A 26,978-nucleotide genomic window follows, 5' to 3' on the forward strand; every position below is an offset into this window, starting at 1 on the left:
AAACAAGGTGGCTTAACTAGAGCGGAATATCACTTATAAATACGCTTTTAGTTGTTCAAACAAGTGGGACCACCTCTATTTCCATGATGTTATGACTCCTGAGCGCAAAGAATGATAAATATAAAATGAGTATAACGGGTTGACCTCAAGAATGATTGTAAAGTTGTTTTAAGTCTGGATACGATGACACCTAATGACTTTATTTTGTGCAAAAAATGAATTAACGTGTGAACAATCTTGCACAATTAGGATGATCAAGAAATGAATGCACCAGCCAAGATAAATAAGCCAGTGGAATTTTCATTACCGATTAAAAATTATAATGAATTCTATTATTTCTACCTGACAGAGCATCGGAGTATCACGAGCCGCCGTTTACACGTGATCGGTAGTTCAATTGGCTTATATTTCTTTAGTAAAGCAATCCGTCAGCGTAAAGCAAAATACTTCGCGTATGGCTTAGTCTCAGGCTATGCCTGCGCTTGGGTGGGGCATTTTTTCTTTGAACACAATAAACCTGCTAGCTTTAAACAACCATTTTATAGCTTTATTTCGGATTGGAAGATGCTATCAGACGTTGCACGTGGGCGTTTGAGTTTGGTTGATCGTCAGTTTGATAAAATTGATTCTTAAAAAATATTTTTCTTTAATACGATAAACGACATCTACTGTCCCGTAGGGTTATGGCTAAATTCTAATTGCCAATACCACGGTCATTTTATTGCATACTGGCACATCAATTACCCAAGCTGCCATACGGATGCTCGCCAGTGCAGGGGGCGGTTTTACAGATGCTTGTTATGGTGATAGCGGTGCAGGTTTAACGATAAACAATTTAGAAAAGCCATATCTGCTTGGGATTGCAAGTTGGGGTGTCGGTTGTGCCAAGGTGGGTTATCCTGGTGTTTATACGCGAGTTACAAATTACTCTGATTGGATAAACAACTATCTGCATCCAAGTACTATTCCAGAACAAAAAACTAGCCAAACAAATCAATCAGGTGGTGGAAGTGTCGGTATTTTCATGATTTTATTATTCGTAATATTAGCAATTACACGTGGGCGCTTTATTAAAAGTGCGTAATATTTTTGCTTTATACTTTAATACATGAAATTGATGAGTTTGAACTATGCGCGGTCTTTATCTGATTACCAATGATGATCCCCTCCAATTATTATTAGAAAAATTAGATGTGGCTTTGGCGACGGGGAATATTGCTATTTTACAATATCGCCGTAAAAAAGTGGCAAGAGTAGCTCAACCATCCGAAGTGCAACAAATCAAAGCACTTTGTGAAAAATACCAAGTTCCATTTGTAATTAATGATGATTTAGCTTTGGCAGAACAATTTGCTTTAGGCGTACATCTTGGACAATCTGATGGTGAAATTATCGATGCGACTGCACGTCTACCAGAGGGTGTGATTATTGGGCGCACTTGCTTAAACTCCTTAGAACTGGCTGAAAAGGCAATTGCTGAAGGTGCAACTTATGTGGCCTTTGGCGCAGTCTATGCCACTTCAACTAAACCTGAAGCAGGTAATGTTGGAATTGCAGTCATTCAACAAGCAAAGCAGACGTTTGAAGTACCAATATGTGCCATTGGTGGTTTGACCGTTGAAAATTCCCAAGTGGTCATCGAGGCAGGAGCAAGCCTTTGTGCGGTAATTAGTGATATATTAGGGCGATCAACAGCCGAAATTCCTGCTCGTGTAAATGCATGGGCAAAGTTATTTGCATAATTTTTTGCATCGTTTCGACATTTTATTCTTCGATTCTAGGTTGAGTCTTTTATGAGTTTATCTCCAAAGCAAGAACAGTTATTTAAACAAGCAAATAAACATATTCCAGGTGGTGTTAACTCACCTGTACGTGCATTTAACGGTGTGGGTGGTACGCCTGTCTTTATTGAAAAGGCAAAAGGTGCGTACTTGTGGGATGTTGATGGTAAGCGTTATGTGGATTATGTTGGTTCATGGGGACCAATGATTTTAGGTCATGCGCACCCCGATATTATCAAAGCGGTACAAACCGCAGCAGAAGATGGCCTAAGTTTTGGTGCACCAACCGTGCATGAAACCACTTTGGCAGACACGATTTGCGAAATTATGCCTTCGATCGAAATGGTTCGTATGACCAGTTCAGGAACTGAAGCGACTATGACCGCGATTCGTTTGGCGCGTGGTTATACTGGACGTGACAAAATCGTAAAATTTGAAGGCTGTTACCATGGTCATTCAGATTCGTTATTGGTGAAAGCAGGCTCAGGTTTACTCACTTTAGGTGAAGGTGAACCAACTTCAAAAGGCGTACCTGCTGATTTTGCAAAACATACCTTAACCTTGCCATATAACAATATTGAAGCTTTAAAAGAATGCTTTAGCAAGTTTGGTCATGAAATTGCAGGAGTCATCATTGAGCCTGTGGCAGGCAATATGAACTTGGTGACGCCAATCAACGGCTTCTTACAAGCGATTCGTGATGTTTGCGATGAGTACAAATCGGTATTTATTATTGATGAAGTGATGACAGGTTTCCGTGTTGCTTTAGGTGGCGCACAATCTGTTTATAATGTAAAACCAGATTTAACCACTTTAGGAAAAATTATTGGTGCAGGCTTACCAGTCGGTGCTTTTGGCGGCAAACGTGAAATAATGGAATGCATCGCACCTTTAGGCGGTGTTTATCAAGCAGGTACATTGTCAGGGAATCCATTGGCAATGCGTGCTGGTATCGCGATGTTCAAGCATCTCCGTGAACCTGAATTTTATGACAAGCTCGCTGCACAGCTCGCAAAATTACTTGCAGGGTTACAAGCTGCGGCAGATGAAGCGTGTATTCCATTTAAAACTCAGCAAGTCGGTGGCATGTTCGGTTTGTATTTCACCGATCAAGAGGACATTACCAGCTTTGATTCGATGTTAGCTTGTGATGTTGAAGCATTTAAGAGGTTCTTCCATGGAATGTTAAAGCGTGGTGTCTATCTTGCACCATCTGCATTTGAAGCAGGATTTATTTCGTCTATGCATTCAGATCAAGATATTGCAGAGACCATTCAAGCAGCAAGAGAAACTTTTGCAGAGATGAAAGGCTAAAATATAAAAAGCAAGCACACTACTGAGTGTGCTTGCTTTACAAAAATTACCAATCTCGTGTTGCTATAAGCTCTTCTATATCTGCATCAGTAAACCCATAAGCGCCAGCAATCACATCAAAATCATGCGCAATTGCTTCTCGTGCTGCCGTTTCGATTTCACTTTCTTTTTCCCAAAACTCTTCTTGCAACTCATTAAATTGCTCAGTTGTTGCATGAGTCAAAACATAGAGTTCTGCCAAAGTTTTGGGCTGGGTTAAGTTACTTTATTTTTTGTAATTTCGATATTGATATCAAATCAAATTTAAAAAACTTTATTTAAAACTATTGAGTTCGTGGTGACATACACCGTTTAGAGAAAACGATCAGTATTATTTGGGACTTAAATGTGAGTCATGCTAAAAAATAACCGAGTTAGCTAAAATTTGATTGTAATTTCTCTTCAAGCTTTTTATGATTGCCCGCTTGTTTTCATCCAGTCGTTGGAAGGCTACCTTGAGTGATTTTCTAAGTGAACATTTGATTCATCGTGATGAAGATTTTATGGTGATCCATAAACCTGCTGGGCTTCTGACAGTGCCAGGGAAAACACCCGATTTACAAGACTGTCTGATCAATCGTTTATTAAAATTAGAACCGAAAACTTTACTCATTCATCGTTTAGATCGAGATACCTCAGGCATTTTGGTGTTTGGTTTATCCAAATTTGGACAGAGCAATATTTCACGTCAATTCCAAGACCGTCAAACCTCAAAAATTTATCAAGCTTTGGTTGCTGGTCATTTAGAGGGTCAGGGCACAGTTGATATTCCTGTGATTTATGATCCAAGTCGTCCGCCATTACATATCGCTGATGCAGCACATCACAAACCTGCATTAACCGAATGGCAAGCCATTGAGCATTTCGAAATTCAAGGACAAGCAGTAACCCGAGTTAAATTGATTCCGATTACAGGCCGTTCACACCAACTTCGTGTGCATATGCAATATCTAGGTCATCCAATACTAGGAGATACCTTATATGCAACTCCTGAACAGCAACAGCTTTATGCACGTTTGTGTCTTCATGCAACACAACTTAGCTTCACTCATCCTAAAACAGGCACTCAACTCAGTTTTGACTACCCAGTGCCGTTTTAATCGTATTTTTTTTATCAAACTAGATGTAAAGCGCGCTATTTCAGTCAGCTTTATGTCAAAATATTAAGGTTATTTGGTGATTCATTTTCACCATAATACTAAATTTAAAACTACATAAAGTAGCTTAAACTTTCATCAGTTTAAGGCATGCAATATGTGGGCTAACATGAAAAAAGGTGGAATAAATTGCAGCCGTTTGCTATTGGTCAACGTTGGTTATCAGATACAGAAACTGAACTCGGTCTAGGTGTTCTTATTGATGTAGATGAACGTTCTATCAGTATTTTATTCCCGAAAAGTGATGAAACTCGTGTCTATGCACGTAACAATGCGCCTTTGTCTCGTATCATCTTTAATGTCAAAGATGAAGTGCAAGATCAAGAAGGTGTTAAGTGGATTGTTGAATCGGTTGAAGATCGTCATGGCGTGCTGCGTTATGATGTTGTTCGTAGCCTAGAAAATGGCGAACAAGAACGTAAGTCATTGAACGAAACCCGTATCGGTGCACAAATTCAGCTATCAAAACCTTTAGAGCGTTTGTTAGCGAGCCAAATTGATTATAAAGAATGGTATGACCTTCGTATTGAAGCGATGTTATTGCAAGCGAAAATGCATACCAGTCCTTTACGTGGTTTTCTAGGTGCGCGTGTGGGTTTGATTCCACATCAACTGTATATCGCACATGAAGTGGGTAAACGTTTTGCACCACGCGTATTGTTAGCCGATGAAGTCGGTTTAGGTAAAACCATTGAAGCGGGTTTGATTATTCATCAACAACTGAAAACAGGACGTTCAGAGCGTATCCTGATTTTAGTGCCTGATTCATTACAGTATCAGTGGATGATTGAAATGCGTCGTCGTTTCAATTTGCAATTCTCCCTGTTTGATTTAACACGTACCGCTTCGATCAAAGAACATGATCCTGATCTCAACCCATTCCTGACTGAGCAATGCATTATTGCCAGTGTTGATTTAATGGTTGACCATGATGATTTGCGTGAGCAAGCTGTGGAGGCAGGGTTTGATTTACTGGTAGTCGATGAAGCACACCATTTAATGTGGAGTGAAGAAGAAGGCGGTAATGATCGTTATGATCTTGTCGAAGAGTTGGCTGAACAAACAGCGGGTGTCTTACTTCTTACGGCAACGCCTGAACAACTCGGTGTTGAAAGTCATTTTGCACGTTTACGTTTACTTGATCCGCAACGTTTTAGTAGTTTAGATCGTTTCCTTGACGAAGAAGAACAATATCAGCAAACAGCTAAAGTTGCTGAAGTCTTAATGTCAGATGAAGCATTGACTGAAGAACATCTTGCTGCTCTGGATGGTTTATTGGGTCATCGTATTGATGATCAGCCTGAACAGCGTATGCGTGCGATTCACGAGTTGTTAGACCGTCACGGTACAGGTCGTATTTTATTCCGTAACACACGTGAAGCGATTCAAGGTTTCCCAGGTCGTGATTGCCAGCCAGCGCCTTTACCAGCACCAGAAGACTGGTCATTTGATGGCAAAATGCGAGAGCAAATGTGGCCAGAAGAAGGTCAACTCGATGGTGCTTGGATGGAAAATGATCCTCGTGTGCCATGGTTGATGGAAGTTCTACGCAAAGATTTAAAACATAAAAAAGTCTTGTTGATTGCACGTAGTGGACCAGTAGTTGAAGCACTTGAAAATGTATTGCGTTTACATGCAGGTATTCGTACTGCCATGTTCCATGAGGGCATGAGCTTATTGGAACGTGACCAAGCTGCGGCATACTTTGCCGAAGACAGTTACGGTGCTCAGATTCTTCTCTGTTCGGAAATTGGTTCAGAAGGACGTAACTTCCAGTTTGCCAGTGACTTGATCCTATTTGATTTACCTGCAAACCCTGACGTACTTGAACAACGTATTGGTCGTTTAGATCGTATTGGTCAGGAAAATCGCATTCAAATTCACGTGCCATATTTGATCGGTACAGCGCAAGAGCGTATGTTCCGTTGGTATAATGAAGCATTGAATATTTTCAGCAGTATTTCTCCGACGGCGCAAACGCTGCAAGAGAACTTTATTGTTGAATTGAAAGACTGTTTATTGGCTGATCAAGGTCAGACGTTTGAGGATTTACTTGAAGAAGTGAATGTACAACGACAAGCTTTGGAAGCTGAGTTACAAGCGGGTCGTGATCGTTTGCTTGAGTACAACTCTTGTCGCCCAGTCGTTGCGCAGGGCATTGTACAAGCACTTGAAGACTATGATGACAACACGACTTTGCCAATGTTTGTGAAGCGTTTCATGTCATCGACCAATATTGACTTTGATGAGCAAAGCAATGGTACGGTGATCATCAAACCAACGGATCAAATGCAAGTTCAAGGCATTACCTTGGACGAAGAAGGCATGACAGCAACTTTCTATCGTGATCAGGCTCAAATCCGTGAAGATGCACAATATTTGACCTTGGAACACCCATTTATTGAAAGTGTGATGGAAATGATCCGCACACAATCATTTGGTAGTACTAACGTTGCATTACTTAAATCGAATGCGTTAAAACAAGGTTCGGTCTTACTCGAAGTTTGGTTTAAGGTCGATGTAGTTGCACCAAAAGGGTTGAACTTACCGTCAAGTTTGCCGAAGCAATTGATTCGCGTATTACTGAGTGAAACAGGTCAAGATTTATCTGCCAAGATCGATCCAAGTATTTTACGCCCATATTTGCATCATCTCGATGGTAATAGCTGCCGTCAAGTTGTGAAAGCACGCCGTGATGTAATTGAACAGCGTTACGCACAAGCTTTAGATATTGCCAAAACCTCTTTACCTGAATTGATGCAACAAGCCAAAGAGCATTATGGCAGCAAATGGCAATATGAAATTGACCGTTTAACTTATCTTAAGCAATTTAACCCAAGTATTCGTCAAGATGAAATTGAGCGTTTACAAAAGTTCCAGAAAGAGGGTCTAAGCTTATTAGATGGTCTTTCTGTGACTCCAGAAGCGATTCAAGTCTTAGTTGTAGTTAAACCATAATTACGACTGATGTAATAAGAAAGAGGACCAATCGTCCTCTTTTTTATATCGTGAATATACTTAATTTTGATCGATATTGGCTTCTAAGAACCATAAATATTGATCCAGATCTTCGAGTGCTGCATGGATAATATCTTCAGAGATTGGATCTTTAATTTGCTCGATTGTATCTCGAAGATGATTTGCAACGACACCATAACGATCAGCTAGCTCTTTTAAGTGATCTTGCACTGCATGGATTGCAACAGGGTAAGGCTTGAGATGTGAGGTCTCTGAAACCGTTTGGGTTGTTCCGAGCGCTGTTCCACCAATCTGTACCGCACGCTCTGCGACATTGTCTAAATGGGTGATCAATGAAGTACGGAACATATCTAACATTTCATGTACCGCAATAAAATTACTACCCCGCATATTCCAATGCGCTTGTTTGGTAAGCAATGATAGATCAATAAGATTTGCAAGAATTTGATTTAAAATTTTAACGGTGGCTTCTTTGATAGAATCATCTAAATTATTACGAGTATATACTTTCAAAGCCGCTGCTGAAGAATTCATAGTTACCTCATTCAATTATAATGTAATGAAACATTGTGAATAAAAACCATTCTGTTCTAGCTTAAGCGCAGAATGCCTGAATGAATGTTTTAATTCGCAAGGCTTTTGTAATTTTCCTTATCATCATTTTTCTTTTTATTACTTTGCTAAATCAGTCGCAATGATAAATTGATCTATTGAATCTGAATAGCCCGAATATAATTCAGATCAAACCAGCATCTTTGCATTCTAATTTAATGTAAGCGTAAAAAATCGGTGCAACGATTAAGCCACTTAATCCGAAAATCGATTCAAAAATGAGCATAGCCAAAAGTACTTCCCATGCACTTGCATTAATTTTTGTACCAATGATTTTTGCATTTACGAAATATTCAAGTTTATGAATGATGACTAAATATGCTAAAGCGATGGCTGCTACTGAGAGTGAAATGGTTAAGCCAGCCATAATAATTAAAGTATTAGAAATTAAGTTACCAATAATAGGTAAAAGACCAAAAATGAAGGTCAAAATAGTCAGTGTTTTAGCAAAAGGTAAATGGATATGGAATAGAGGCAAAACGATAAAAACAAAAATGATAAATAGTGCTGTATTGATTAAAGAGATTTTTACTTGAGCAAAGACGACATTTTTAAATGAAATCGAAAGCTTCTGAATACGATGTAAAATAGCAGCTTTAAAGACAGGTTGTGGTGCGTGCTGCTTAAAGTTCTGAATTGAAACCAAGATACCTACAATTAAACCGATCAGCATGGTCGCTAAGTTATGCAGAATATCGGTACCTGTATTTTTAACAATCGAAATATTATTCTTGATGAAGGACAAAATCTGATTCTTGATATCTGCAACACTATGAGGAAGATAACCAGGGACATATTGACTCATTTCAGCTTGGAATTTAATGAGAGTTTGATCAATCTTAAAGTTAAACGAGTTAAGACCTGTTCCTTTTAAATCATAGATCACAAAGCTAATTAAACTAGTAATAAAAAATCCAATCAAAAATGTGGTCAAAATTCCAAGAATAATACTGATAAAGATACGCGCACGTTGTCCATCAATATGTTTTTCAACAATTGAGCTTAGACTGTTAATAATTTCGAAAATCAAGAAACCTGCAAAAAAACTAGGCAACAAATGCAGGGGAATGACCATCATTAAAAATAAAAACATCAGAATAAAACTGGCGATGATACTTTGACGGTCATTGAGAAGGATCATGATCTGTATGCCTAAATTTGCTTATAGTTATGATAAATGACAAAGATATATCCCAAATGAAGATAGTCTATGCTGATGAAATTGCTTAATCAATTTCCATTTTATCGAAATGACGGGCACCTTCTAAAATCATACGAATCATTACCATGGTTTGCTCTGCAACGTCAGTTCGTTGTTCAGCAGGTAAATCAATCACTTTTGCACCCATATTGAATACCAATTGGGTAATCGCTTTAGCCGCAATGTCAGCATGACTGATTTTACTATTATTCATTTGTTCTAGGCGAATCAGGTCTTCTTGTAATTCTTGCTGAAAGAAATTTAGCTGACGGTCTACAGCGAGTTTATATGAGGTTGAGCCCGTATATCCTTCGCGTAATAATAAGCTGAGGTAACCTTCATCGGCATCTAACTGTTGAATAAAAACTTCAACTGAACTTCGAATAATGCTTTGCTGCATAGATGCCTGCAAACGCGCTTCGCGAATGATTTTACGTAATACCAAACCTGCACGATCGATGAGAGCGATAGCCAGTTCATCAATATCTTTAAAATGTCGATAAAAACTATTCGGTGCAATGCCTGCTTCACGCGCTACTTCACGTAAGCTCAAAGATGCAATACTTTTCTGTGGACCAATTAAATTCAGTGTCGCCTGAAAAAGTTCTTCTTTAGTAATGGTTGCTTTTCTACCAACCGAACGTACAGGAGATTTCATAGCAATGACATCTTGTTCATTTAGTGTGTCATGACCGAGCGGTAAAAAAGTAGAAGACTGAACCATTATTTTCAAAATATAAGTAAGCTACTCGGGATTATAGCGATTGTCTGACTACTTGGGAAATGTAAATTCTTATACGAATATATATACAAATATATATACATATGTATAATAATTAAAAAATGATCAGAGTTCCCGCTCATGCAAGCAGTCGAAAAGAGAATTTCTCTATTCAATTCAATAGCCCAAAGCGTAATTACGAACCATGATGCCAATTTTTGGCTACAAAAAATCAATCCACTGTGGTCTTTGAATCAATCACTCGCCAAAGTTGTAAAAAAACAAACGGTAGCTAAAGATACGGTGAGTCTTATTTTGCAATGCAATCGTCATGTACAACGCGGTGCAGCAGGACAACATCATCCTGTCACCGTTGAAATAGCAGGGCGTCATTACGAACGCACGTATAGCTTGATGCAATTAGATGCAGATCATCTCTGTTTAACCGTCAAAAAAGTTGATCAAGGTTTGGTGAGTTCATGGTTGGTTGAGCAATCTAAAGTAGAGGATATTGTCTATTTAGGGCAACCTTATGGCGATATGCAGCAGCATATTCAAACTCCTAACTTGTTATTACTTGCAGCAGGTAGCGGCATTACCCCGATGCTGAGCCTGATCGAAAGTTTGAGTCAAAGTAAGCTGCTTTCGACGACATCTGTACAGTTGATGTATTGGGTGAAAACTCAGGCCGATGCAGCCTATGCTGAATATTTAAAAGAAACAGCGGAAAACTTTCCTCATTTCAGTTATCAAATTTTTTATACCCAAGAGCAAGATCAACGTTTGAACCAGAGTTATGTTGATCAAATTTCAGCTTTAAATGAAACCACTGTATATGCCTGTGGTCCATCGGGTTTTGTGAGTACAGCAGAAAAATTATTTTCTTGTGCTGCTTTGCTTCAAACCGAAGCTTTTAGTTTAAGCCAATTTGATGTGGATGCTTCGGAAACTGGTTTTATAAATGTGAGATTGACTCAATCCAACAAAATGGTTGCGATACCTAAAGGGCAATCCATTCTTTCTAGTTTGGAACATCAAGGGATTAAACCTAATCATGGTTGTCGTATGGGCATTTGTAATAAATGCGCCTGCACTAAAGCACAAGGCTCAACGAAGAATTTGTTGAATGGTTCAGCGAATCATGAACCTGCTCAACTATTAAAAATTTGTGTAAATTCCGCTCAGTCTGATCTAGTGATTGATCTATAAATGAGAAATTAATTATGAATATGCCTGTTAAAATTGAATATTTTAAAAATCCAAAAAATCGTGATTTAACTGCTTCAGAATTAGATGTTTTTGCTCGAGAATTAGATCAGATCAAGCAAGAAGTATTGGATGACTTAGGCGAAAAAGATGCGAAGTATATTCGCCGTGTTTATTCCTCAATCCGTTATAGCAGCTTACTCGGACGAGCTTTGTTGTTTGCAGGATGGTTTCCACCAGCATGGTTGTTAGGAACGGGGCTATTGGGTTTTGCCAAAATTATGGAAAACATGGAGTTAGGTCATAATGTGATGCATGGACAATATGACTGGATGAATGATCCGAAGTTTAACGGTCAGACTTACGAATGGGATACCGTTGGAACCTCAGATAATTGGCGTCAAACGCATAATTACAAACATCACACTTATACCAATGTGAAAGGTATGGATGATGATGTGGGTTATGGTGTATTTCGCTTATTTCCAGAACAACGCTGGACAAAGTTTACTTTAATTCAACCGATTTATATCGTGCCATTCAGCTTATTATTCCAGTGGGGAGTTGCGATTCAAAATCTTGAACTCGGCAAAGTGATTTATAAGCGTAAATCAATGACGCAATTTAAACGAGAATGGCAACCAGCGCAGAAAAAAATAGCGAAGCAACTTTTTAAAGATTATGTGTTTTTCCCATTGATTGCAGGACCTTCAGCGATCCCAGTTTTTACTGGAAATTTAGTTGCTAATGGGATTCGTAATATTTGGACTTTTAGTATTATTTTTTGTGGTCATTTTACTAAAGATGCTGAGGTCTTCCCAAAAACTGTTTTACAGAATGAAAGTCGCGGTCATTGGTACATGCGTCAAATTCGTGGTTCTTCTAATTTAAAAGGTTCAGAAGCATTTCATATTTTGACAGGACATTTGAGCCATCAAATTGAACATCACTTATACCCAGATATTCCCGCTCGCCGCTATCGCCAAATTGCACCGAAAGTTGAAGCGGTTTGTAAAAAATATGGTTTGAATTACAACAATGCTAGCTTTGTAAAACAATTCGGTGAAGTGGTCGGGCGTATTTTTAAATATGCCTTGCCGTTAAAAAAATAAATGTTAGGAGAGCGTATGCGATACGCTCCTACGATTTTATTTAAACTGAATCGACCCATTGGCGCTAACCGTGATTTTGGATTCACCAGCCGCCATGTCTTGTGCTGGAGCTGCCTCAGCCATCGCAAATTTTGCCATCCCACCACGCATCATTGGTTGAGGGAAATAATTACTTGTATTCAAATTTAAACTGACAAGATTATATTGCGTTTTATTCCAAGCTTGGGTAATCGCTTGTGCGCGTTGCTGAAAGTTTTTAGAAGCTTCAATCATCAGTTCATTTTCAACTTTTTTACGTTGTTCGTCAGATACGCTAAAACTAATCGATTGAGTCTGAAAGCTCTGTTGAAGTTCACTAATCAACTGGCTTGCTGCTTTAAAGTCTTTACTTTCAATTTGGATTTCTGCGCGTGCGCGCCATTCTTTTAACTTATTATTATCGTTGTCGTAAATAGGGTAAGTACTTTGAGCACCTGTTTCGACTTTTACTTGTGTGTATTTACGTGAAATAGCTTGCGCTTGATTCATTAATTGATTGATTTGATTCGAAAGCTCTGCGGGTTGCTTATTGCTTCTTTCAATATAAAGCACAGCACGCATTTCATCATTGGCAACTTGGCGTGCTGCATCTGCTTGGATATTCACAATATTATAGTTCAAGTTTTCAGTCTCATGAGCAAAAAGGCTTGGGCTAAGTGCAGCTCCGATCATTAATGTTGCAAGTGCTAAAGTTCGCATAAAAAATTCCTTAAAATTTGGTATTAAACATTTATTTTTACAAGTCTGATATTAGAAACAACTGATGGGGAACTTTTGCATATTTTGTGGTGTCTTTGTAATATATTAACAGTGTTTTGCAACAGAAAAATTAATTAAAAAATATTTAAAATTAAATGATTAGCTTTATATATTTGACCATTTATCTAAAAAAATTAAGGCTGTTAAAAAAAGCTTACTTTCTTTAGCTTGTCACATAGTATGATGATAATTCATCATAGTTATTGGAATGAAGCATTTTTTCAATAATATTAGATGAATGTCAGGCATAAAAAGAGTTTATTTTATTTCAAAATTAGGTATCATCTCGCTCCTAGTTGAAAGATATAAAATTTGTGTCTGACTAGATTCTAAAAAGCACCGAGTCAAACGACCGCAAGTCACCAGACTTATTTCTTTTACCCATATCAGAGATGGTAATTCGATATGAGCGTTACTTCCGTAAATCCTGCCGCTAATGCAACTAACGAATATTATCTGACTCGCCAAAGTCAGATGGAATCGAATGTTCGTAGTTATCCACGTAAATTACCGTTAGCGATAGCAAAAGCACAAGGCTGTTGGGTTACTGATGTTGAAGGTACAGAGTACCTTGATTGTTTAGCTGGGGCAGGGACATTGGCTTTGGGCCATAATCATCCTGCGGTGATTCAAAGTATTCAAGATACATTGGCAAGCGGTTTGCCATTGCATACTTTAGACTTAACGACTCCTTTAAAAGATGCGTTTACTGAAGCGCTTTTGGCTCATTTGCCAGGCGGTCAAGAAGAATATTGCCTACAATTCTGTGGACCATCTGGTGCAGATGCTACAGAAGCGGCGATTAAACTTGCTAAAACATATACTGGTCGTAGTTCTGTGATCAGTTTTTCAGGTGGATACCACGGTATGACTCATGGTTCACTGTCTATGACAGGTAACTTGAGTGCTAAAAATGCCGTGAATGGTCTGATGCCTGGCGTTCAGTTTATGCCATATCCACATGAATATCGTTGCCCACTTGGTTTAGGTGGTGAAGCAGGTGTTGATGCTTTGACTTACTTCTTTGAAAATTTCATCGAAGATGTTGAAAGTGGTGTAACGAAACCTGCTGCTGTGATTCTTGAAGCAATTCAAGGTGAAGGCGGTGTCGTAACTGCACCTGTTAAGTGGTTACAAAAAATTCGTGAAGTGACTGAAAAGCACAACATCGTTTTAATTTTGGACGAAGTTCAAGCTGGTTTTGCACGTTCAGGTAAAATGTTTGCCTTTGAACATGCAGGTATCGAGCCTGATGTTGTGGTGATGTCAAAAGCTGTGGGTGGTGGTTTACCACTTGCGGTACTGGGTATTAAGCGTAAGTTTGATGCTTGGCAGCCAGCAGGTCACACGGGTACTTTCCGTGGCAACCAGTTGGCAATGGGTACAGGTTTAATGGTTCTAAAAACTATTTCTGAACAAAACCTAGCTCAAAATGCGCAAGAGCGTGGTGACTTCTTACAAGCTGAATTCAAAAAGTTAGCTCAAGAATTCCCATGTATTGGTAATGTCCGTGGTCGTGGTTTGATGATCGGCGTTGAAATCGTTGATGAGCGTAAACCAGCTGATCATATGGGTTCACTTCCTGCTGATGCACAATTAGCTGCGGCAATTCAAACAGCTTGTTTCAACAATAAACTTTTACTTGAGAAAGGTGGTCGTAACGGTACTGTAATTCGTTTACTTTGCCCACTTATCATCAATCAAGACGAATGTGTTGAAGTGGTTGCACGCTTCAAAAAAGCTGTTGCTGAAGCATTAAAAGCAGTACGAGGCTAATCCATGGTTGATTTTGCAGAACATCGTAAAGCGTTACTCTGCAATGATGCACAATCCATTGCTGACTATCAGTCAGCAATGGGCGAAGCGGTGAAAGCCGTTTCAGCATGGTTGCAAAATGATAAAATGTACACAGGTGGAAGTATTAAAGATTTGCGTGCAGCAATTTCTTTTAATCCATCAAAAGAAGGTTTAGGTGTACAACAATCATTACAACGTATGGTTGAGCTTTTCCTCAACAAAAGTTTAAAAGTACATCATCCACATTCACTTGCACATTTGCATTGCCCAACGATGGTGATGAGCCAAATTGCGGAAGTGTTAATCAATGCAACGAACCAATCTATGGATTCATGGGATCAAAGCCCTGCGGGTTCATTGATGGAAGTTCAGCTTATTGATTGGTTACGTCAAAAAGTGGGCTATGGCGCAGGTCAAGCAGGTGTATTCACTTCAGGTGGAACACAATCAAACCTGATGGGTGTGTTACTGGCGCGTGACTGGTGCATCTCGAAAAACTGGCAAGACGAAAACGGCAAGCCGTGGTCGGTTCAGCGTGATGGGATCCCAGCAGAAGCAATGAAGAACGTCAAAGTCATCTGTTCTGAAAATGCACATTTCTCTGTGCAAAAGAACATGGCAATGATGGGGATGGGTTTCCAGTCTGTTGTCACTGTTCCTGTGAACGAAAATGCACAGATGGATGTTGATGCACTAGAAAAAACCATGGCGCATCTTCAGGCTGAAGGCAAAATCGTAGCATGTGTGGTAGCGACAGCAGGTACAACCGATGCGGGTGCGATTGATCCGCTCAAGAAAATCCGTGAAATTACCACCAAGTATGGTTCATGGATGCATATTGATGCGGCTTGGGGTGGTGCACTGATTCTTTCCAATGACCATCGTGCAATGTTAGATGGTATTGAATTATCCGACTCAATCACACTTGATTTCCATAAGCATTATTTCCAAAGCATTAGCTGTGGCGCTTTCTTGTTGAAAGACGAAGCAAACTATCGCTTTATGCATTATGAAGCAGAATATTTAAACTCTGCTTATGATGAAGAACATGGTGTACCTAACCTTGTATCTAAATCATTACAAACGACACGTCGTTTCGATGCATTGAAATTATGGATGACAGTTGAAGCATTAGGCGAAGAGCTTTATGGTTCAATGATTGATCATGGTGTGAAACTTACACGTGAAGTTGCTGACTATATTAAAGCAACAGCGGGTCTTGAATTGTTGGTTGAACCACAATTCGCTTCAGTCCTGTTCCGTGTAGTACCAGAAGCTTATCCTGCTGAATTTATCGATAGCTTAAACCAAAACGTGGCAGATGAATTGTTTGCTCGTGGCGAAGCGAATATTGGTGTAACCAAAGTGGGTAATGTTCAATCATTGAAGATGACCACTTTAAGCCCAGTTGCAACGCTTGAAAACGTTCAAAACTTGCTTGCACTTGTGTTGGCAGAGGCTGATCGTATTAAAGATGCAATTGCTGCAGGAACTTATGTTCCAGCGATTGACTAATCGATTTGCTTTCTAAGAGAAAGGCACATTCATGTGCCTTTTTTATTTTTTAGTCTGTGAAATTGAGCTTAGAAAGATTTAGTTCATATGAATATACCTTTAATTTAATCTCAAGTAATTTTTGGAATAGCTTTAGATAGACGTGTAAATGGCTATTGGAAACCTGATTTTATTTCATTTAGAACCAAGTCGACGGATTAAAACTAATATTACATAGACATTTGTCATATAGTTTTCATTACTAAGGCCGTAAAATTTGTATTTCTAGTTTGATTTCTTATATGTCGTGTTTTAAGTAAAAAATTATAAATTACAATCATTAAGATAATTTTCTTTTGCTATTTTTATCAAAAAATTCTTTTCTTTATGACTGAAAATTTTCAAATAAAAAATGATCATCATAAAAGCGTCATAAAGTTGTCACTTAATTGTCATATTATCTCCTCAAAATGCAGTTAACTAAAGTACAACACTTGAATTAAAAAGAGTTGTAAATCAAATTGTATAAATGAGAGAAAACAGAATGCGCTTAAATCCACGTCATATCGCAATTGCATTAGCTGTATCTGGAGTAGCCGTAGCAACAACTGCGAATGCAGCTCGTGATACGATTCAAATCGCTGGTTCTTCAACTGTATTGCCATATGCAAGTATTGTTGCTGAAGACTTTGGGAATACCTTCCCGCAATTTAAAGCACCCGTTGTTGGTTCAGGTGGTACTTCAGGCGGTTTAAAGCAATTCTGTCAAGGTGTTGGTGATAATACCATCGATATTGCAAACGCTTCACGTAAAATTAAAGATTCTGAGCTTGCTGCATGTAAAAAAGCAGGCGTAAATCAAGTTCAAGAAATCAAAATTGGTTATGACGGTATTGTATTTGCGTCTAACTCAAGAAAGGGTGCTTATAACTTAGATCCAGTACATGTATTTACTGCATTAGCTGCACAGCTTCCTTCAGGTGGTAAATTGGTTCCAAACCCATATACACGATGGAACCAAATTGATGATGACTTACCAAATGAACCGATTACTTTAGTTATTCCAGCAACAAACCATGGTACGCGTGAAGTGTTCCAAGAAAAAATGGTTGAAGCGGGTTGTGAATCATTTGCTTATTTCAAAAACTTAGATAAAGAAGCTCAGAAAAAAGCGTGCTCTACATTCCGTAAAGATGGTCGCGTAATCGAAATCGCTGGTGACTATACAGAAACTCTTGCTCGTTTAAAAACTTCTCCTAATGCAGTGGGCGTATTTGGTTTAGGTTTCTATGACCAAAACCGCGATAAATTACGTGTTGCGACAGTAAATGGTGTATTACCTTCTGAGAAAACAGTTTTAAGTGGTCAATACCCAGTATCTCGTGCACTTTACTTTTATGTGAAAGGCGAGCATTTAAAATCAATTAAAGGTTTACCACAATACGTAGAATATTTCTTAAATAAGAAAGCTTCTGGTAAAGGTTCTAAATTAGAAAAAGCTGGCTTGATCAGTATGAGCGATAAAGAACGTGCAAAAGTTCTAGCTGATTTCAAAGCGGGTAAAACAGTTAAGTAATATTGTTAAAAGGGAGGCTGGTGCGACTTAGGTTCATCAGCCTTTTTGTCTAACTAAGTTTTTTCAAATGATGAAAATTGAGAAAACAGTGGAGATTACATGAATCTGCTACTTATCGGTGTGTTATTAGCCCTTGTGGCAATTGCATATCAAATCGGGCTGAGCAAAAGCCGTAACCTAGCAGGTAAGGGAAACAACTCAGCAACTTTGCATTCACGTCCAGGTTATTATGGTGCGTTGGTCGCTTTGTGGTGTGGTGTTCCTGCTTTTTTAATTTTGATCATTTGGAACTTGGTCGAACCAAGTGTCCTTCAACATATTATTTTTAACAATATTCCAGCATCGGTCAGTGCAACTTTAGATGAAGCAAGCCGTGAGGTTTTAATCGATCGTGTTCAAGCGATTGCGTCTGGTTTTGGGGTTACAGATCATCCAGCAGCTTATGAGCTAGCAGCTGCACAACAACTTGCTAAATTTGAAACCATAGGTTCTTTTGCAAAATTGGCAATCGTAATTAGTGCTGGTTTAGCAGGTTTAGTTTGGGCAAAACGTCATGTGAGTCAGCAATTTCGTGCTCGTAATCAGGTTGAAAAAGCCATTAATGTTGGTTTGATCCTATGTTCTGGTGTAGCGATTCTCACAACGATTGGTATTGTACTGTCAATGTTGAGTGAAGCATTACATTTCTTCCGTTTTGTTAGTCCAGCAGATTTTTTCTTTGGCACAGAATGGAATCCAGGTTTTAGCACGTCAGGTAATGCAGAGGGAAGTTACGGTATCTTGCCATTAATTTGGGGTACTTTAATGGTCAGTGGTATTGCATTATTAGTTGCAGTACCAGTGGGATTGATGATTGCGATTTATCTAGCTGAATATGCATCTCCAAACTTACGCTCTTGGGCAAAACCAACAATTGAAGTATTAGCGGGTATTCCAACCATCGTTTATGGTGTATTTGCTTTAATGGTCATTGGTCCATTCTTCAAAATGATTGGTGAAAGTGTTGGTATTGATATTAATGCAACAAGTGCGCTGACTGCGGGTTTTGTCATGGGGATTATGATCATCCCATTTGTTTCATCGCTTTCAGATGACATTATTACTCAAGTTCCTCGCGCGTTACGTGATGGTTCATTGGGTTTAGGTGCAACCAAATCAGAAACGATTCGCCAAGTTGTATTACCAGCAGCATTACCGGGTATTACAGGGGCATTTCTACTTGCAGTGTCTCGTGCCGTAGGTGAAACCATGATTGTGGTACTTGCAGCAGGGAACAGTCCATTATTGCATGCAAATCCATTTGAAGCGGTTTCAACAGTGACTGTAACCATTGTTAAACAGTTAACTGGTGATACAGATTTTGCGAGTCCACAAGCATTAGTGGCATTTGCACTTGGTTTAACTTTGTTTGTGATTACTTTGGGTTTAAACATTATTGCACTATATATCGTGCGCAAATATCGTGAGCAATACGAATGAGTTCAAATACATCTCCTCTGGATCAGAACGTATTTGATCCACAAGTAGCTGCTGAACAACGTGAGCAGCGTAAAGCAATCATTCAAAGCTCTCTAGCAAAGCGTCATCGTAAAGAAAAGGCATTTCGCTTTGCAGGTTTCTCTGCGGTGATGATTGGTCTTGCATTTGTTGCTTTACTGTTCGTTAGTATTTTAGCAAAAGGTTTGCCTTCATTTTGGCAAAATAGTATGACCGTTCCTGTGTATTTTGATCCTGCAATTATTAATGTAGGAGCAAAGCCAAAGCAGACTGCTGGTGAGACACCTGCTCATTTTGAAGAGCGCTTTGTGGCTTGGCAAACTGAAATGGGCATGGTGGATTGGGACGCACTTATTGTTAATGGTATTGTGGCTAAAGATCCAGCACTTGAGTCACAACGTGATTATTTGAATAGTTTGTACACGAGTTCAGAAGCCTATCGTTTACGTGACATGGTGCTTGAGAATCCAGCATTAATTGGTACTAAAGAAGAGATTAAATTCTTAGCGGACGCCAATGTGGATGTGTGGTTAGCAGGTAATATTGATCGTTCTTTACCAGATGACCAACAGCAGCTTGATCCAGAAGTTCGTCAACTTGCAGATAAACTAAAAGCAAATGGTGTTATTGAAAATACCTTTAATACGAATTTATTTATCAGTCCAGATTCTCGTAGCTCACCAGCAACAAGTGGTTTAGCGGGCGCTTTTATGGGTTCGTTATTCATGATGTTGATTGTAATCTTGATTTCAATTCCAATCGGGGTTGCAAGTGCGATTTATCTTGAAGAATTTGCACCTAAAAACATCATGACTGACATCATTGAAGTCAATATCAACAATTTGGCTGCTGTACCTTCGATTGTATTTGGTCTACTCGGCGCGGCGATTTTTATTGGTTGGATGCATTTACCATTGTCTGCACCGTTGGTTGGTGGTCTGGTACTCAGTCTCATGACTTTACCAACAGTGATTATTACCACACGTGCTTCATTAAAAGCTGTGCCACCTTCAATTCGTCAGGCAGCGCTTGGCTTAGGTGCATCAAAAGTTCAAACAGTATTCCATCACGTATTACCATTGGCATTACCGGGTATCATGACAGGATCAATTATTGGGGTTGCACATGCTTTGGGTGAAACCGCACCATTACTATTAATTGGTATGAGTGCTTTCGTTGCGAGTGTTCCAGCTACGCCACTGGATCAGGCAACAGCCTTACCTGTACAAGTTTATTTATGGCAGGGAAATGAGTTACGTAACTTCTTTGAAGGACGTACTGCTGCTGCGATTATTGTGTTACTTGCATTAATGATTGGTTTAAATAGCCTTGCAATTTGGCTTCGTAAGAAATTTGAAGTGCGTTGGTAGTTGAGGAGAGTACAATGAATACGATTGATATTATGAACGCCGTAGAAAAGGATAAGTCAGTGAATCCACAGCAAACAGAATTTACTTCATCTGAAGTGCCAGTTCAGCAATCGAATACTGCGTTTGTTTCTCAGTTTGAAACAGCTTCATCGAATAAAAAGCCAAAAGTAAATGATGTGAAAATCAGTACCAAAGATGTTCATGTTTATTATGGTGAAACTGAAGCAATCAAAGGTATTGATATCGATATTTATCAAAATGAAGTGATCGCATTTATTGGACCATCGGGTTGTGGTAAGTCAACATTCCTGCGTACCTTAAACCGTATGAACGACACTATTGATAGCTGTCGTGTGACAGGTAAGGTGACACTGGATAATCAGGATATCTATGATCCTAACCTTGACGTGGTATTGTTACGCGCGCAAGTGGGCATGGTGTTCCAGAAGCCAAACCCATTTCCAAAATCAATTTTTGACAATGTTGCCTATGGCCCGAAATTGCATGGCTTGGCACGTGACAAATATGATCTGGAAGAAATTGTTGAAAATAGTCTGCGTAAAGCAGGTCTATGGGATGAGGTGAAAGACCGTTTAAGCCAGCCAGGAACAGGTTTGTCTGGCGGCCAGCAACAGCGTTTATGTATTGCGCGTACCATTGCTGTAAGTCCAGAAGTCATCTTAATGGATGAACCATGTTCAGCACTGGATCCAATTGCGACCGCAAAAATTGAAGAGTTGATTTCAGAACTTTCTGAACAATATACCATTGCAATCGTAACTCACTCGATGCAACAAGCTGCACGTGTATCTGATCGTACTGCTTACTTCCATTTAGGTGATTTGATCGAAGTCAATTCAACTGAAAAAGTATTTACACAACCAGATCATCAATTGACTGAAGCTTATATTACGGGTCGTTTTGGTTGATTCTTGCTGAATAAATTAAAGAGCCTTCGGGCTCTTTTTTTATGAGATAGATGAAAATGAATCTATTTTGCAAAATCACTATTGAATTTTTATTCAACAGGCCACATCTTAGTCGAATAAAGCCGAACTTATAGAGCACTTACTTTATGTTATTCCATTTACCTAAATTTCCTGCTGAAATTCGTATTAGTCATTTAAATGCGCGTGTGAATGAACAAAGAAAAAGAATTGCACAAACAACAGCATCTCGTTTGGAATTACTACAACTCGTTCAACAACTTGCTAAAGAAGCAAAGATTCGAAAAAAGAATGATCAAAAAATTTATGTGCTTGACTTTAAAGGTGATGTGCAAGCATCTGCGGTAGATACTATTCGTGAAGAAATTACTTTAATTTTAGCAACTGCAAAAGCAGGACATGACCGTGTCGTTGTACGTTTAGAAAGCCCTGGTGGTATGGTTCATGGTTATGGTCTAGCTGCTGCTCAATTGGTTCGTTTACGTGATGCCGGTTTTAATGTCACGATTTGTGTGGATAAAGTCGCTGCAAGTGGCGGTTATATGATGGCATGTATTGCCAATGAAATTATTTCTGCTCCTTTTGCGGTTGTAGGTTCGATAGGAGTGGTTGCTCAAGTTCCAAACTTCAATCGTTTATTGAAGCAACACAATGTTGATTTCGAGCTGTATACTGCGGGCGAATACAAACGTACTGTGACGATGTTTGGTGAGAATACGCCAGAAGGTAAAGCGAAATTTGAAGAAGAGTTACAACAAACACATTCTTTATTTAAGCACTTTGTTGAGAAGTATCGTCCACAATTAGATGTTGCTAAGGTTGCAACAGGTGAGCACTGGTACGGTGAAGATGCACGTGAATTAAATCTGGTAGATAAATTACAAACCTCTGATGAATATTTGTTAAGCCTATTACCAAAACATGATGTGTATGTGATTAATACCCGTAAGCGCCCAACTTTTGGTGAAAAACTGGGTTTGCAGGCGGCACAAATGGCTGGGACTCTGATTCCAACGGTGATGGGTAAAATCGCTGATAGCCTCGCCAAGGCAAACAGCACGTTGGTTCAGATGCGTGACCCTAAGTTTTAATCAATTTGTCCTGATCAAAGAAAAGCACCTATTTAAGGTGCTTTTCTTTTGCTTTTGCCTAAATAGAGCAGCCCTGTAAAGATTGATCCGATTGTGGCCAGAAACATATCCTTGTGTGCATCCCACATATCTCCCTGCTGTCCATTATAGTTTTCTGCATCTTCAGGCGATAAACCAATGGATAGTCCCCATTCGAGCAACTCATAGAGCATACTGGAAGCCATCACAAACTGGATCACCAGCAGGAACAAGGTCAATGGTTTTGCGGTAGGAAACCAGACCTGAAAACAACGGAGAAAAAATGGGTAAAGCAATAATCCATAAGCAAAATGCACCAGTCGATCATACATGTTGCGAGACCAGCCCATCACCTGATTCAGGTCAAAATGAAATAGGGACTTTAACCATTCATTGTAAGGCACATAGGAGTACAAATAATGTGCCGCAACAATATGGATGAAAAGGAAAAGTAGGTACAAGCAAAAACTGGAAAAATTGATGCCTATTTTTTTCATGCTGATGATCAGCACAACCAGCATAAACACAGTGCCCACCTGATGCAGGAGATAGGACTCAAGCTCAAGCGGCTGTATGCTGGCAATTGCCACGGCAAGGGCAATAATCCCAAGCGCAATATAATGTTTTAAACCAAGTTGTTTTTCAATCATGCTGCATCCGAGAAGAAAAAATCATCAGGCAGGTTGATTTATCATTGTTCGGTTGAAACTGGTATTAAAGGTGACGCTGCAACCCCACCAAGCGCCTGACAAGCCTGTAGATAGAGCTGGTACTTTTGTTGTACAACTTCATCGAGTGGAATGTCAAACAGGTCCTCACCATTTTTATACTGTTCAATATAGGTGCTGGCTTTGTCCTCGTTTGCGGCAAGGGTCTGTTTATAAAAATTGGTAATGGATGAAGTGGCAAGCTGGCTGGTCTCTACGTTGCTACACTGGAAACGCTGTAAAATTTTTTCAGCACGTTTGACTTCACTTGATTGTCCAAATACACATCCTGTTAATTGGGCAATCACAATCAGCACGCATAAGATCTTCATGATATTTAGAATAAAAATTTTTAAAGATTGTTATTGTATATAGAATTTATTCTGTAAATAAATTAATTATGTCTAATATAAGCAATTAAATGAATTAAATAGTTTGGCATAAAATCCATTTTTGAGATGAAGCGCATATTTTTTTCTATATATTTGATTTTAATCATGTAATATAATTTGGAAAACAAAAATGAAAAATTTATCTTATTTTATCTTATTTTTCTCCTGTGCCTGTCATGCAGGGGATTATAATTTTTTTACAGAGGTCAATCATGATACTGAAGAAATGTTTGACTCTGCCTATCCACAGCAAGAGAAAACAGATTATTCAATCTTGCATAATCTGTTTTTCCAAGATGATCGTTGGCGTGTTTATAACTATACCGCTTACCAAACCAATCAATTTAATCAAAAGATGTTAACAGGAGATACGAACAATCTCTCTTTAGATGATTTTTCGATTTCACTTGGATACGGTATGGTGTATCAATTGAATAAAAATAATCGGATTGGTTATGAATATCTTTCCAGTTTTCCATTTGATCGGGGCCAATTAATTCGATTATTTTGGTTGCGCATTTTTTAAGATTTTTTCTGGTACAAACCCGCTCTGACAATTCCTGCTTTGGTTTCTTTAATTTTTTGCCAACTAGATGGAAGTTTTAATTGAGATAATTCTCGATCTGCCTCTACATAAATAAAGGCATTTTCCGTAATAATAGGATCAGCTAATTTAGCAAGTTCTTCCCATAATTCTAGGTCGTAGGGGGGATCTAAAAAAACAACCTCAAAATGAGTATTTAATTGCTTTAATGCTTGCTGTGCAGTGAGTGTTAGTAGCTGACAATTTTCTGCTTTTAGCAATTGAATGTTTTCTTTTAAAAAGCGAGCTTGAATCGGGTTGGGTTCGATCATGACGACTTTTGCAGCGCCGCGTGATAAAGCTTCAAAAGCCAGCGCACCAGAGCCGCTACATAAATCTAAAACTCGTGAATTTTGTATATCCCACATGAGCCAATTAAATAATGTCTCTCTTACTCGATCTGGTGTCGGACGTAAACCTTCAATGCTAGCGAATGGTAGCGTTCTACGTTTCCAATCACCACCGATGATACGTAATTGATTTTTCATTACTCAGTGACTCCATCATTAGAATGAGAAGCAGCAGTAGTTGTAACTGAACTTGCTGCTGGTGTAGATGCAGGTGAATCAGAACTACTTGGTAGTTCACCGGGCTTAATACCAGCAGTCATTAAACCGCCACTCACTTGATGGTTGGCTGGACGAATAGGATTATTTTTACGAGTGACTAGCCAGTAATCAAAGACTGGACGTGCAAGTTGAGCTGCCGATCCGCCATGTTTACCATTTTCCCAAACGACAGCAATTGCGATTTGAGGATTATCCGCTGGTGCAAAGCCAACAAATAAACCGTGATCCCATTGTCGGGAGGAAAGAGCGGCTTCATTATAACGTTTGCCCTGAGCAATACTTTTGACCTGAGCTGTACCTGTTTTACCCGCAATAGAATATTGTAATCCGCCCTTAATGCCACGCCCCGTTCCAGATTGAATCACGTCTATCATGGCTGCATGCATGTTAAGCCAATCTTGCTCTGTACCATTAAATTGAATTTTACCATCAGGAGCATTGTGCACAGAATATTTTTTTGCGCCTTTATTATCACGTAAAACGTGAGGTGTAACGTGAGAGCCTTTGTTCGCAGTAATTGCTACAGCCATCGCAAGTTGTAATGGGGTAGCAGTAAATGCGCCTTGTCCAATACTCACAGAAATCGTTTCACCTTTTAACCATTTCGATTTGCGTGTACGCATTTTCCAGTCTGGACTTGGATATAAACCTGTGCTTTCACTTGGTAAATCTACACCTGTTTTTGCGCCAAAGCCAAATTGTCGCATCCAGTCATTCATTTTCTCAATGCCCATGCGGTAGGACAGGATATAAAAATAGGTATCACAGGATACAACTTCAGCTTTATGTAAATTTACAGCACCATGACCTGTCTTTTTATGATCACGGAAGCGGTGGCTGTCACCTGGTAAGTTAAAATAGCCTGGATCAGAAATTGCTGTGCCCCAATCGACAAGTCCGTAATGAATTCCGCCAAGTCCGAACATCGGTTTAATTGTCGAACCCGGTGGATAAACGCCTTGTACGGCACGGTTATAAAGTGGTTGGTCTAAGTTGTCACGTAAACCACTATAATCTTTTGAACTGATGCCTGTAACAAATAAATTTGGATTAAAACTTGGACTAGAGACCAGTGCTAAAATTTCTCCAGTTCGAGGATCCATGGCTACAATTGCACCACGACGATCTGCCAACTGTTGAGCTGCAATGGTTTGAAGACCATAATCTATCGATAAATAAAGATCATTTCCGCGCGTTGGGTTTTGACGACCTAAATGACGGAGTACATTACCATGTGCATCGGCTTCAACGGATTCATAACCTGGTGTTCCATGTAATAACTCTTCATAGCTTTTTTCTGCACCAATTTTTCCAATCAGGTTGGTACCTGCATATAAATCTTTATCAATAGATTTTAATTCTTTGTCATTAATTCGCCCCACATAACCGATCACATGGGCAAACAATTCGCCATGAGGATAGTAACGTGTCATTTGTGTTTCAATTTTCACACCCGGGAAGTCGTATTTAACTTCGCTGAATTTCGCAATATCTGCCTCAGTCAGATTTAACTTGATGGCAATTCTTTCCGTTTTACGTGCAGTTTTTACGCGACTTTTAAAACGATCGACATCTTCTTGGGTTAAGCTCAGTACTGGAATTAAACGTGCAATGGTTCCATCAATATCTGTGACATCTGTACGACTGAGTGTTGCTGTAAAAACAGGATAATTATCCGCTAAGAGTACGCCATTACGATCATAAATATAACCACGTGCGGGTGGAAGAGGCTGTAAACGAATTCGGTTTTTATCAGAGGCTGTTGTAAAGTCGTCGTAATGAATAATCTGTAAATATGCATAACGGCAAATTAATAAAAGTAGAAAAGTAGCGACGACAAATATAGCAAAGAAGATTCGACCCTTGTAAATGCGCTTTTCTTGTTGCATGTTTTTTAAAGGAAAGTGCTGTTTCATAGGGTGTCGACTTAAATTACAAAGGAGAAAATATAAAAGGCGGGCTATTTTAACGTAAGTTGCATGATCATACTGTAGTATTTTCAATACATCATCTGAAT

General features: G+C 39.1%; 23 protein-coding genes and 2 pseudogenes. 16 read left to right on the forward strand and 9 right to left on the reverse strand.

The window, feature by feature from the left end; genetic code table 11:
• Positions 1-261 precede the first annotated feature (261 nt).
• From CDG59_RS03955 to hemL, 4 genes and pseudogenes are all read left to right on the forward strand, one after another.
• The gene (locus CDG59_RS03955) at positions 262-633 is read left to right on the forward strand and encodes a DUF962 domain-containing protein (RefSeq protein WP_087543745.1); all 372 of its coding nucleotides are present in this window, start codon (positions 262-264) and stop codon (positions 631-633) included.
• Between the two features lie 58 nt (positions 634-691).
• Positions 692-1,084: pseudogene (locus CDG59_RS03960) on the forward strand (trypsin-like serine protease); the annotation flags it as partial.
• Positions 1,085-1,130: 46 nt separating this feature from the next.
• Complete coding sequence (gene thiE, locus CDG59_RS03965; protein WP_087543747.1) at positions 1,131-1,742, forward strand: thiamine phosphate synthase; 612 nt, start codon at positions 1,131-1,133, stop codon at positions 1,740-1,742.
• A 51-nt stretch (positions 1,743-1,793) separates the two neighbouring features.
• Positions 1,794-3,095 carry a glutamate-1-semialdehyde 2,1-aminomutase gene (gene hemL, locus CDG59_RS03970; RefSeq protein WP_087543748.1) on the forward strand — a complete coding sequence of 434 codons (1,302 nt, stop codon included), beginning with the start codon at positions 1,794-1,796 and terminating at the stop codon, positions 3,093-3,095.
• 46 nt (positions 3,096-3,141) lie between these two features.
• Here hemL and CDG59_RS03975 read toward each other — a convergent pair.
• Positions 3,142-3,339: pseudogene (locus CDG59_RS03975) on the reverse strand (DUF5713 family protein); the annotation flags it as partial.
• A 250-nt stretch (positions 3,340-3,589) separates the two neighbouring features.
• Here CDG59_RS03975 and CDG59_RS03980 point away from each other — a divergent pair.
• Positions 3,590-4,234 carry an RluA family pseudouridine synthase gene (locus CDG59_RS03980; RefSeq protein ID WP_171294981.1) on the forward strand — a complete coding sequence of 215 codons (645 nt, stop codon included), beginning with the start codon at positions 3,590-3,592 and terminating at the stop codon, positions 4,232-4,234.
• A 186-nt stretch (positions 4,235-4,420) separates the two neighbouring features.
• On the forward strand, positions 4,421-7,249 hold the full coding sequence (gene rapA / locus CDG59_RS03985; protein ID WP_087543752.1) for an RNA polymerase-associated protein RapA: 2,829 nt from the start codon (positions 4,421-4,423) through the stop codon (positions 7,247-7,249).
• Positions 7,250-7,309: 60 nt separating this feature from the next.
• Here rapA and dps read toward each other — a convergent pair whose 3' ends face one another.
• From dps to fabR, 3 genes are all read right to left on the reverse strand, one after another.
• On the reverse strand, positions 7,310-7,804 hold the full coding sequence (dps, locus tag CDG59_RS03990) for a DNA starvation/stationary phase protection protein Dps (protein ID WP_004663234.1): 495 nt from the start codon (positions 7,802-7,804) through the stop codon (positions 7,310-7,312).
• Positions 7,805-8,006: 202 nt separating this feature from the next.
• Positions 8,007-9,023 carry an AI-2E family transporter gene (locus CDG59_RS03995; RefSeq protein ID WP_087543754.1) on the reverse strand — a complete coding sequence of 339 codons (1,017 nt, stop codon included), beginning with the start codon at positions 9,021-9,023 and terminating at the stop codon, positions 8,007-8,009.
• Positions 9,024-9,108: 85 nt separating this feature from the next.
• Positions 9,109-9,807 (reverse strand): HTH-type transcriptional repressor FabR, encoded by a 699-nt coding sequence (gene fabR, locus CDG59_RS04000; RefSeq protein ID WP_004663232.1) that lies wholly within the window; start codon positions 9,805-9,807, stop codon positions 9,109-9,111.
• A 138-nt stretch (positions 9,808-9,945) separates the two neighbouring features.
• Here fabR and CDG59_RS04005 point away from each other — a divergent pair, with 138 nt between their 5' ends.
• Both CDG59_RS04005 and CDG59_RS04010 read left to right on the forward strand, forming a co-directional pair.
• The gene (locus CDG59_RS04005; RefSeq protein ID WP_087543755.1) at positions 9,946-11,013 is read left to right on the forward strand and encodes a ferredoxin reductase; all 1,068 of its coding nucleotides are present in this window, start codon (positions 9,946-9,948) and stop codon (positions 11,011-11,013) included.
• A 14-nt stretch (positions 11,014-11,027) separates the two neighbouring features.
• Entirely contained in the window at positions 11,028-12,122 is a 1,095-nt protein-coding gene (locus CDG59_RS04010; protein ID WP_087543757.1) for a fatty acid desaturase family protein, read from the forward strand.
• Between the two features lie 36 nt (positions 12,123-12,158).
• Here the strand turns inward: CDG59_RS04010 and CDG59_RS04015 are convergent, their stop codons facing one another.
• Positions 12,159-12,860: an SIMPL domain-containing protein gene (locus tag CDG59_RS04015; RefSeq protein WP_046739721.1), complete on the reverse strand. Its 702-nt coding sequence runs from the start codon at positions 12,858-12,860 to the stop codon at positions 12,159-12,161.
• Positions 12,861-13,325: 465 nt separating this feature from the next.
• Between CDG59_RS04015 and CDG59_RS04020 the strand changes: the two genes are divergently transcribed.
• The 7 genes from CDG59_RS04020 to sohB all read left to right on the forward strand — a co-directional run bounded on the left by CDG59_RS04020 (position 13,326) and on the right by sohB (position 22,692).
• Positions 13,326-14,696, forward strand: coding sequence for a diaminobutyrate--2-oxoglutarate transaminase (locus tag CDG59_RS04020; protein ID WP_005157920.1), 1,371 nt, complete (start codon positions 13,326-13,328; stop codon positions 14,694-14,696).
• Between the two features lie 3 nt (positions 14,697-14,699).
• Complete coding sequence (locus CDG59_RS04025; protein WP_005157918.1) at positions 14,700-16,232, forward strand: pyridoxal phosphate-dependent decarboxylase family protein; 1,533 nt, start codon at positions 14,700-14,702, stop codon at positions 16,230-16,232.
• Positions 16,233-16,755: 523 nt separating this feature from the next.
• The gene (locus CDG59_RS04030; protein WP_005157915.1) at positions 16,756-17,787 is read left to right on the forward strand and encodes a substrate-binding domain-containing protein; all 1,032 of its coding nucleotides are present in this window, start codon (positions 16,756-16,758) and stop codon (positions 17,785-17,787) included.
• 99 nt (positions 17,788-17,886) lie between these two features.
• The gene (gene pstC / locus CDG59_RS04035; RefSeq protein ID WP_087536227.1) at positions 17,887-19,266 is read left to right on the forward strand and encodes a phosphate ABC transporter permease subunit PstC; all 1,380 of its coding nucleotides are present in this window, start codon (positions 17,887-17,889) and stop codon (positions 19,264-19,266) included.
• Positions 19,263-20,654: a phosphate ABC transporter permease PstA gene (gene pstA / locus CDG59_RS04040; RefSeq protein WP_087543758.1), complete on the forward strand. Its 1,392-nt coding sequence runs from the start codon at positions 19,263-19,265 to the stop codon at positions 20,652-20,654. Before pstC ends, pstA begins: the two co-directional genes overlap by 4 nt.
• A 14-nt stretch (positions 20,655-20,668) precedes the next feature.
• Entirely contained in the window at positions 20,669-21,583 is a 915-nt protein-coding gene (pstB, locus tag CDG59_RS04045) for a phosphate ABC transporter ATP-binding protein PstB (protein ID WP_087543760.1), read from the forward strand.
• A gap of 146 nt (positions 21,584-21,729) precedes the next feature.
• Entirely contained in the window at positions 21,730-22,692 is a 963-nt protein-coding gene (gene sohB / locus CDG59_RS04050) for a protease SohB (RefSeq protein ID WP_087543762.1), read from the forward strand.
• Between the two features lie 32 nt (positions 22,693-22,724).
• Here sohB and CDG59_RS04055 read toward each other — a convergent pair whose 3' ends face one another.
• Positions 22,725-23,360: a DUF2238 domain-containing protein gene (locus CDG59_RS04055; protein ID WP_087543763.1), complete on the reverse strand. Its 636-nt coding sequence runs from the start codon at positions 23,358-23,360 to the stop codon at positions 22,725-22,727.
• Between the two features lie 41 nt (positions 23,361-23,401).
• The gene (locus tag CDG59_RS04060) at positions 23,402-23,749 is read right to left on the reverse strand and encodes a hypothetical protein (RefSeq protein WP_087543765.1); all 348 of its coding nucleotides are present in this window, start codon (positions 23,747-23,749) and stop codon (positions 23,402-23,404) included.
• A 190-nt stretch (positions 23,750-23,939) separates the two neighbouring features.
• Here CDG59_RS04060 and CDG59_RS04065 point away from each other — a divergent pair, with 190 nt between their 5' ends.
• Positions 23,940-24,335 carry a hypothetical protein gene (locus tag CDG59_RS04065; RefSeq protein WP_087543767.1) on the forward strand — a complete coding sequence of 132 codons (396 nt, stop codon included), beginning with the start codon at positions 23,940-23,942 and terminating at the stop codon, positions 24,333-24,335.
• On the opposite strand, the gene rsmD is transcribed toward CDG59_RS04065, so the two are convergent.
• Together rsmD and mrdA are read right to left on the reverse strand one after the other, a co-directional pair.
• Entirely contained in the window at positions 24,332-24,880 is a 549-nt protein-coding gene (gene rsmD, locus CDG59_RS04070) for a 16S rRNA (guanine(966)-N(2))-methyltransferase RsmD (RefSeq protein ID WP_087543769.1), read from the reverse strand. The genes CDG59_RS04065 and rsmD overlap by 4 nt on opposite strands.
• Positions 24,880-26,877, reverse strand: a complete 1,998-nt coding sequence (gene mrdA / locus CDG59_RS04075) for a penicillin-binding protein 2 (RefSeq protein WP_087543771.1) — start codon at positions 26,875-26,877, stop codon at positions 24,880-24,882. The genes rsmD and mrdA overlap by 1 nt, the downstream gene beginning before the upstream one ends.
• Positions 26,878-26,978: the final 101 nt, after the last annotated feature.

The organism is Acinetobacter sp. WCHA29, assembly GCF_002165335.1.
Taxonomy (GTDB): Bacteria; Pseudomonadota; Gammaproteobacteria; order Pseudomonadales; family Moraxellaceae; genus Acinetobacter.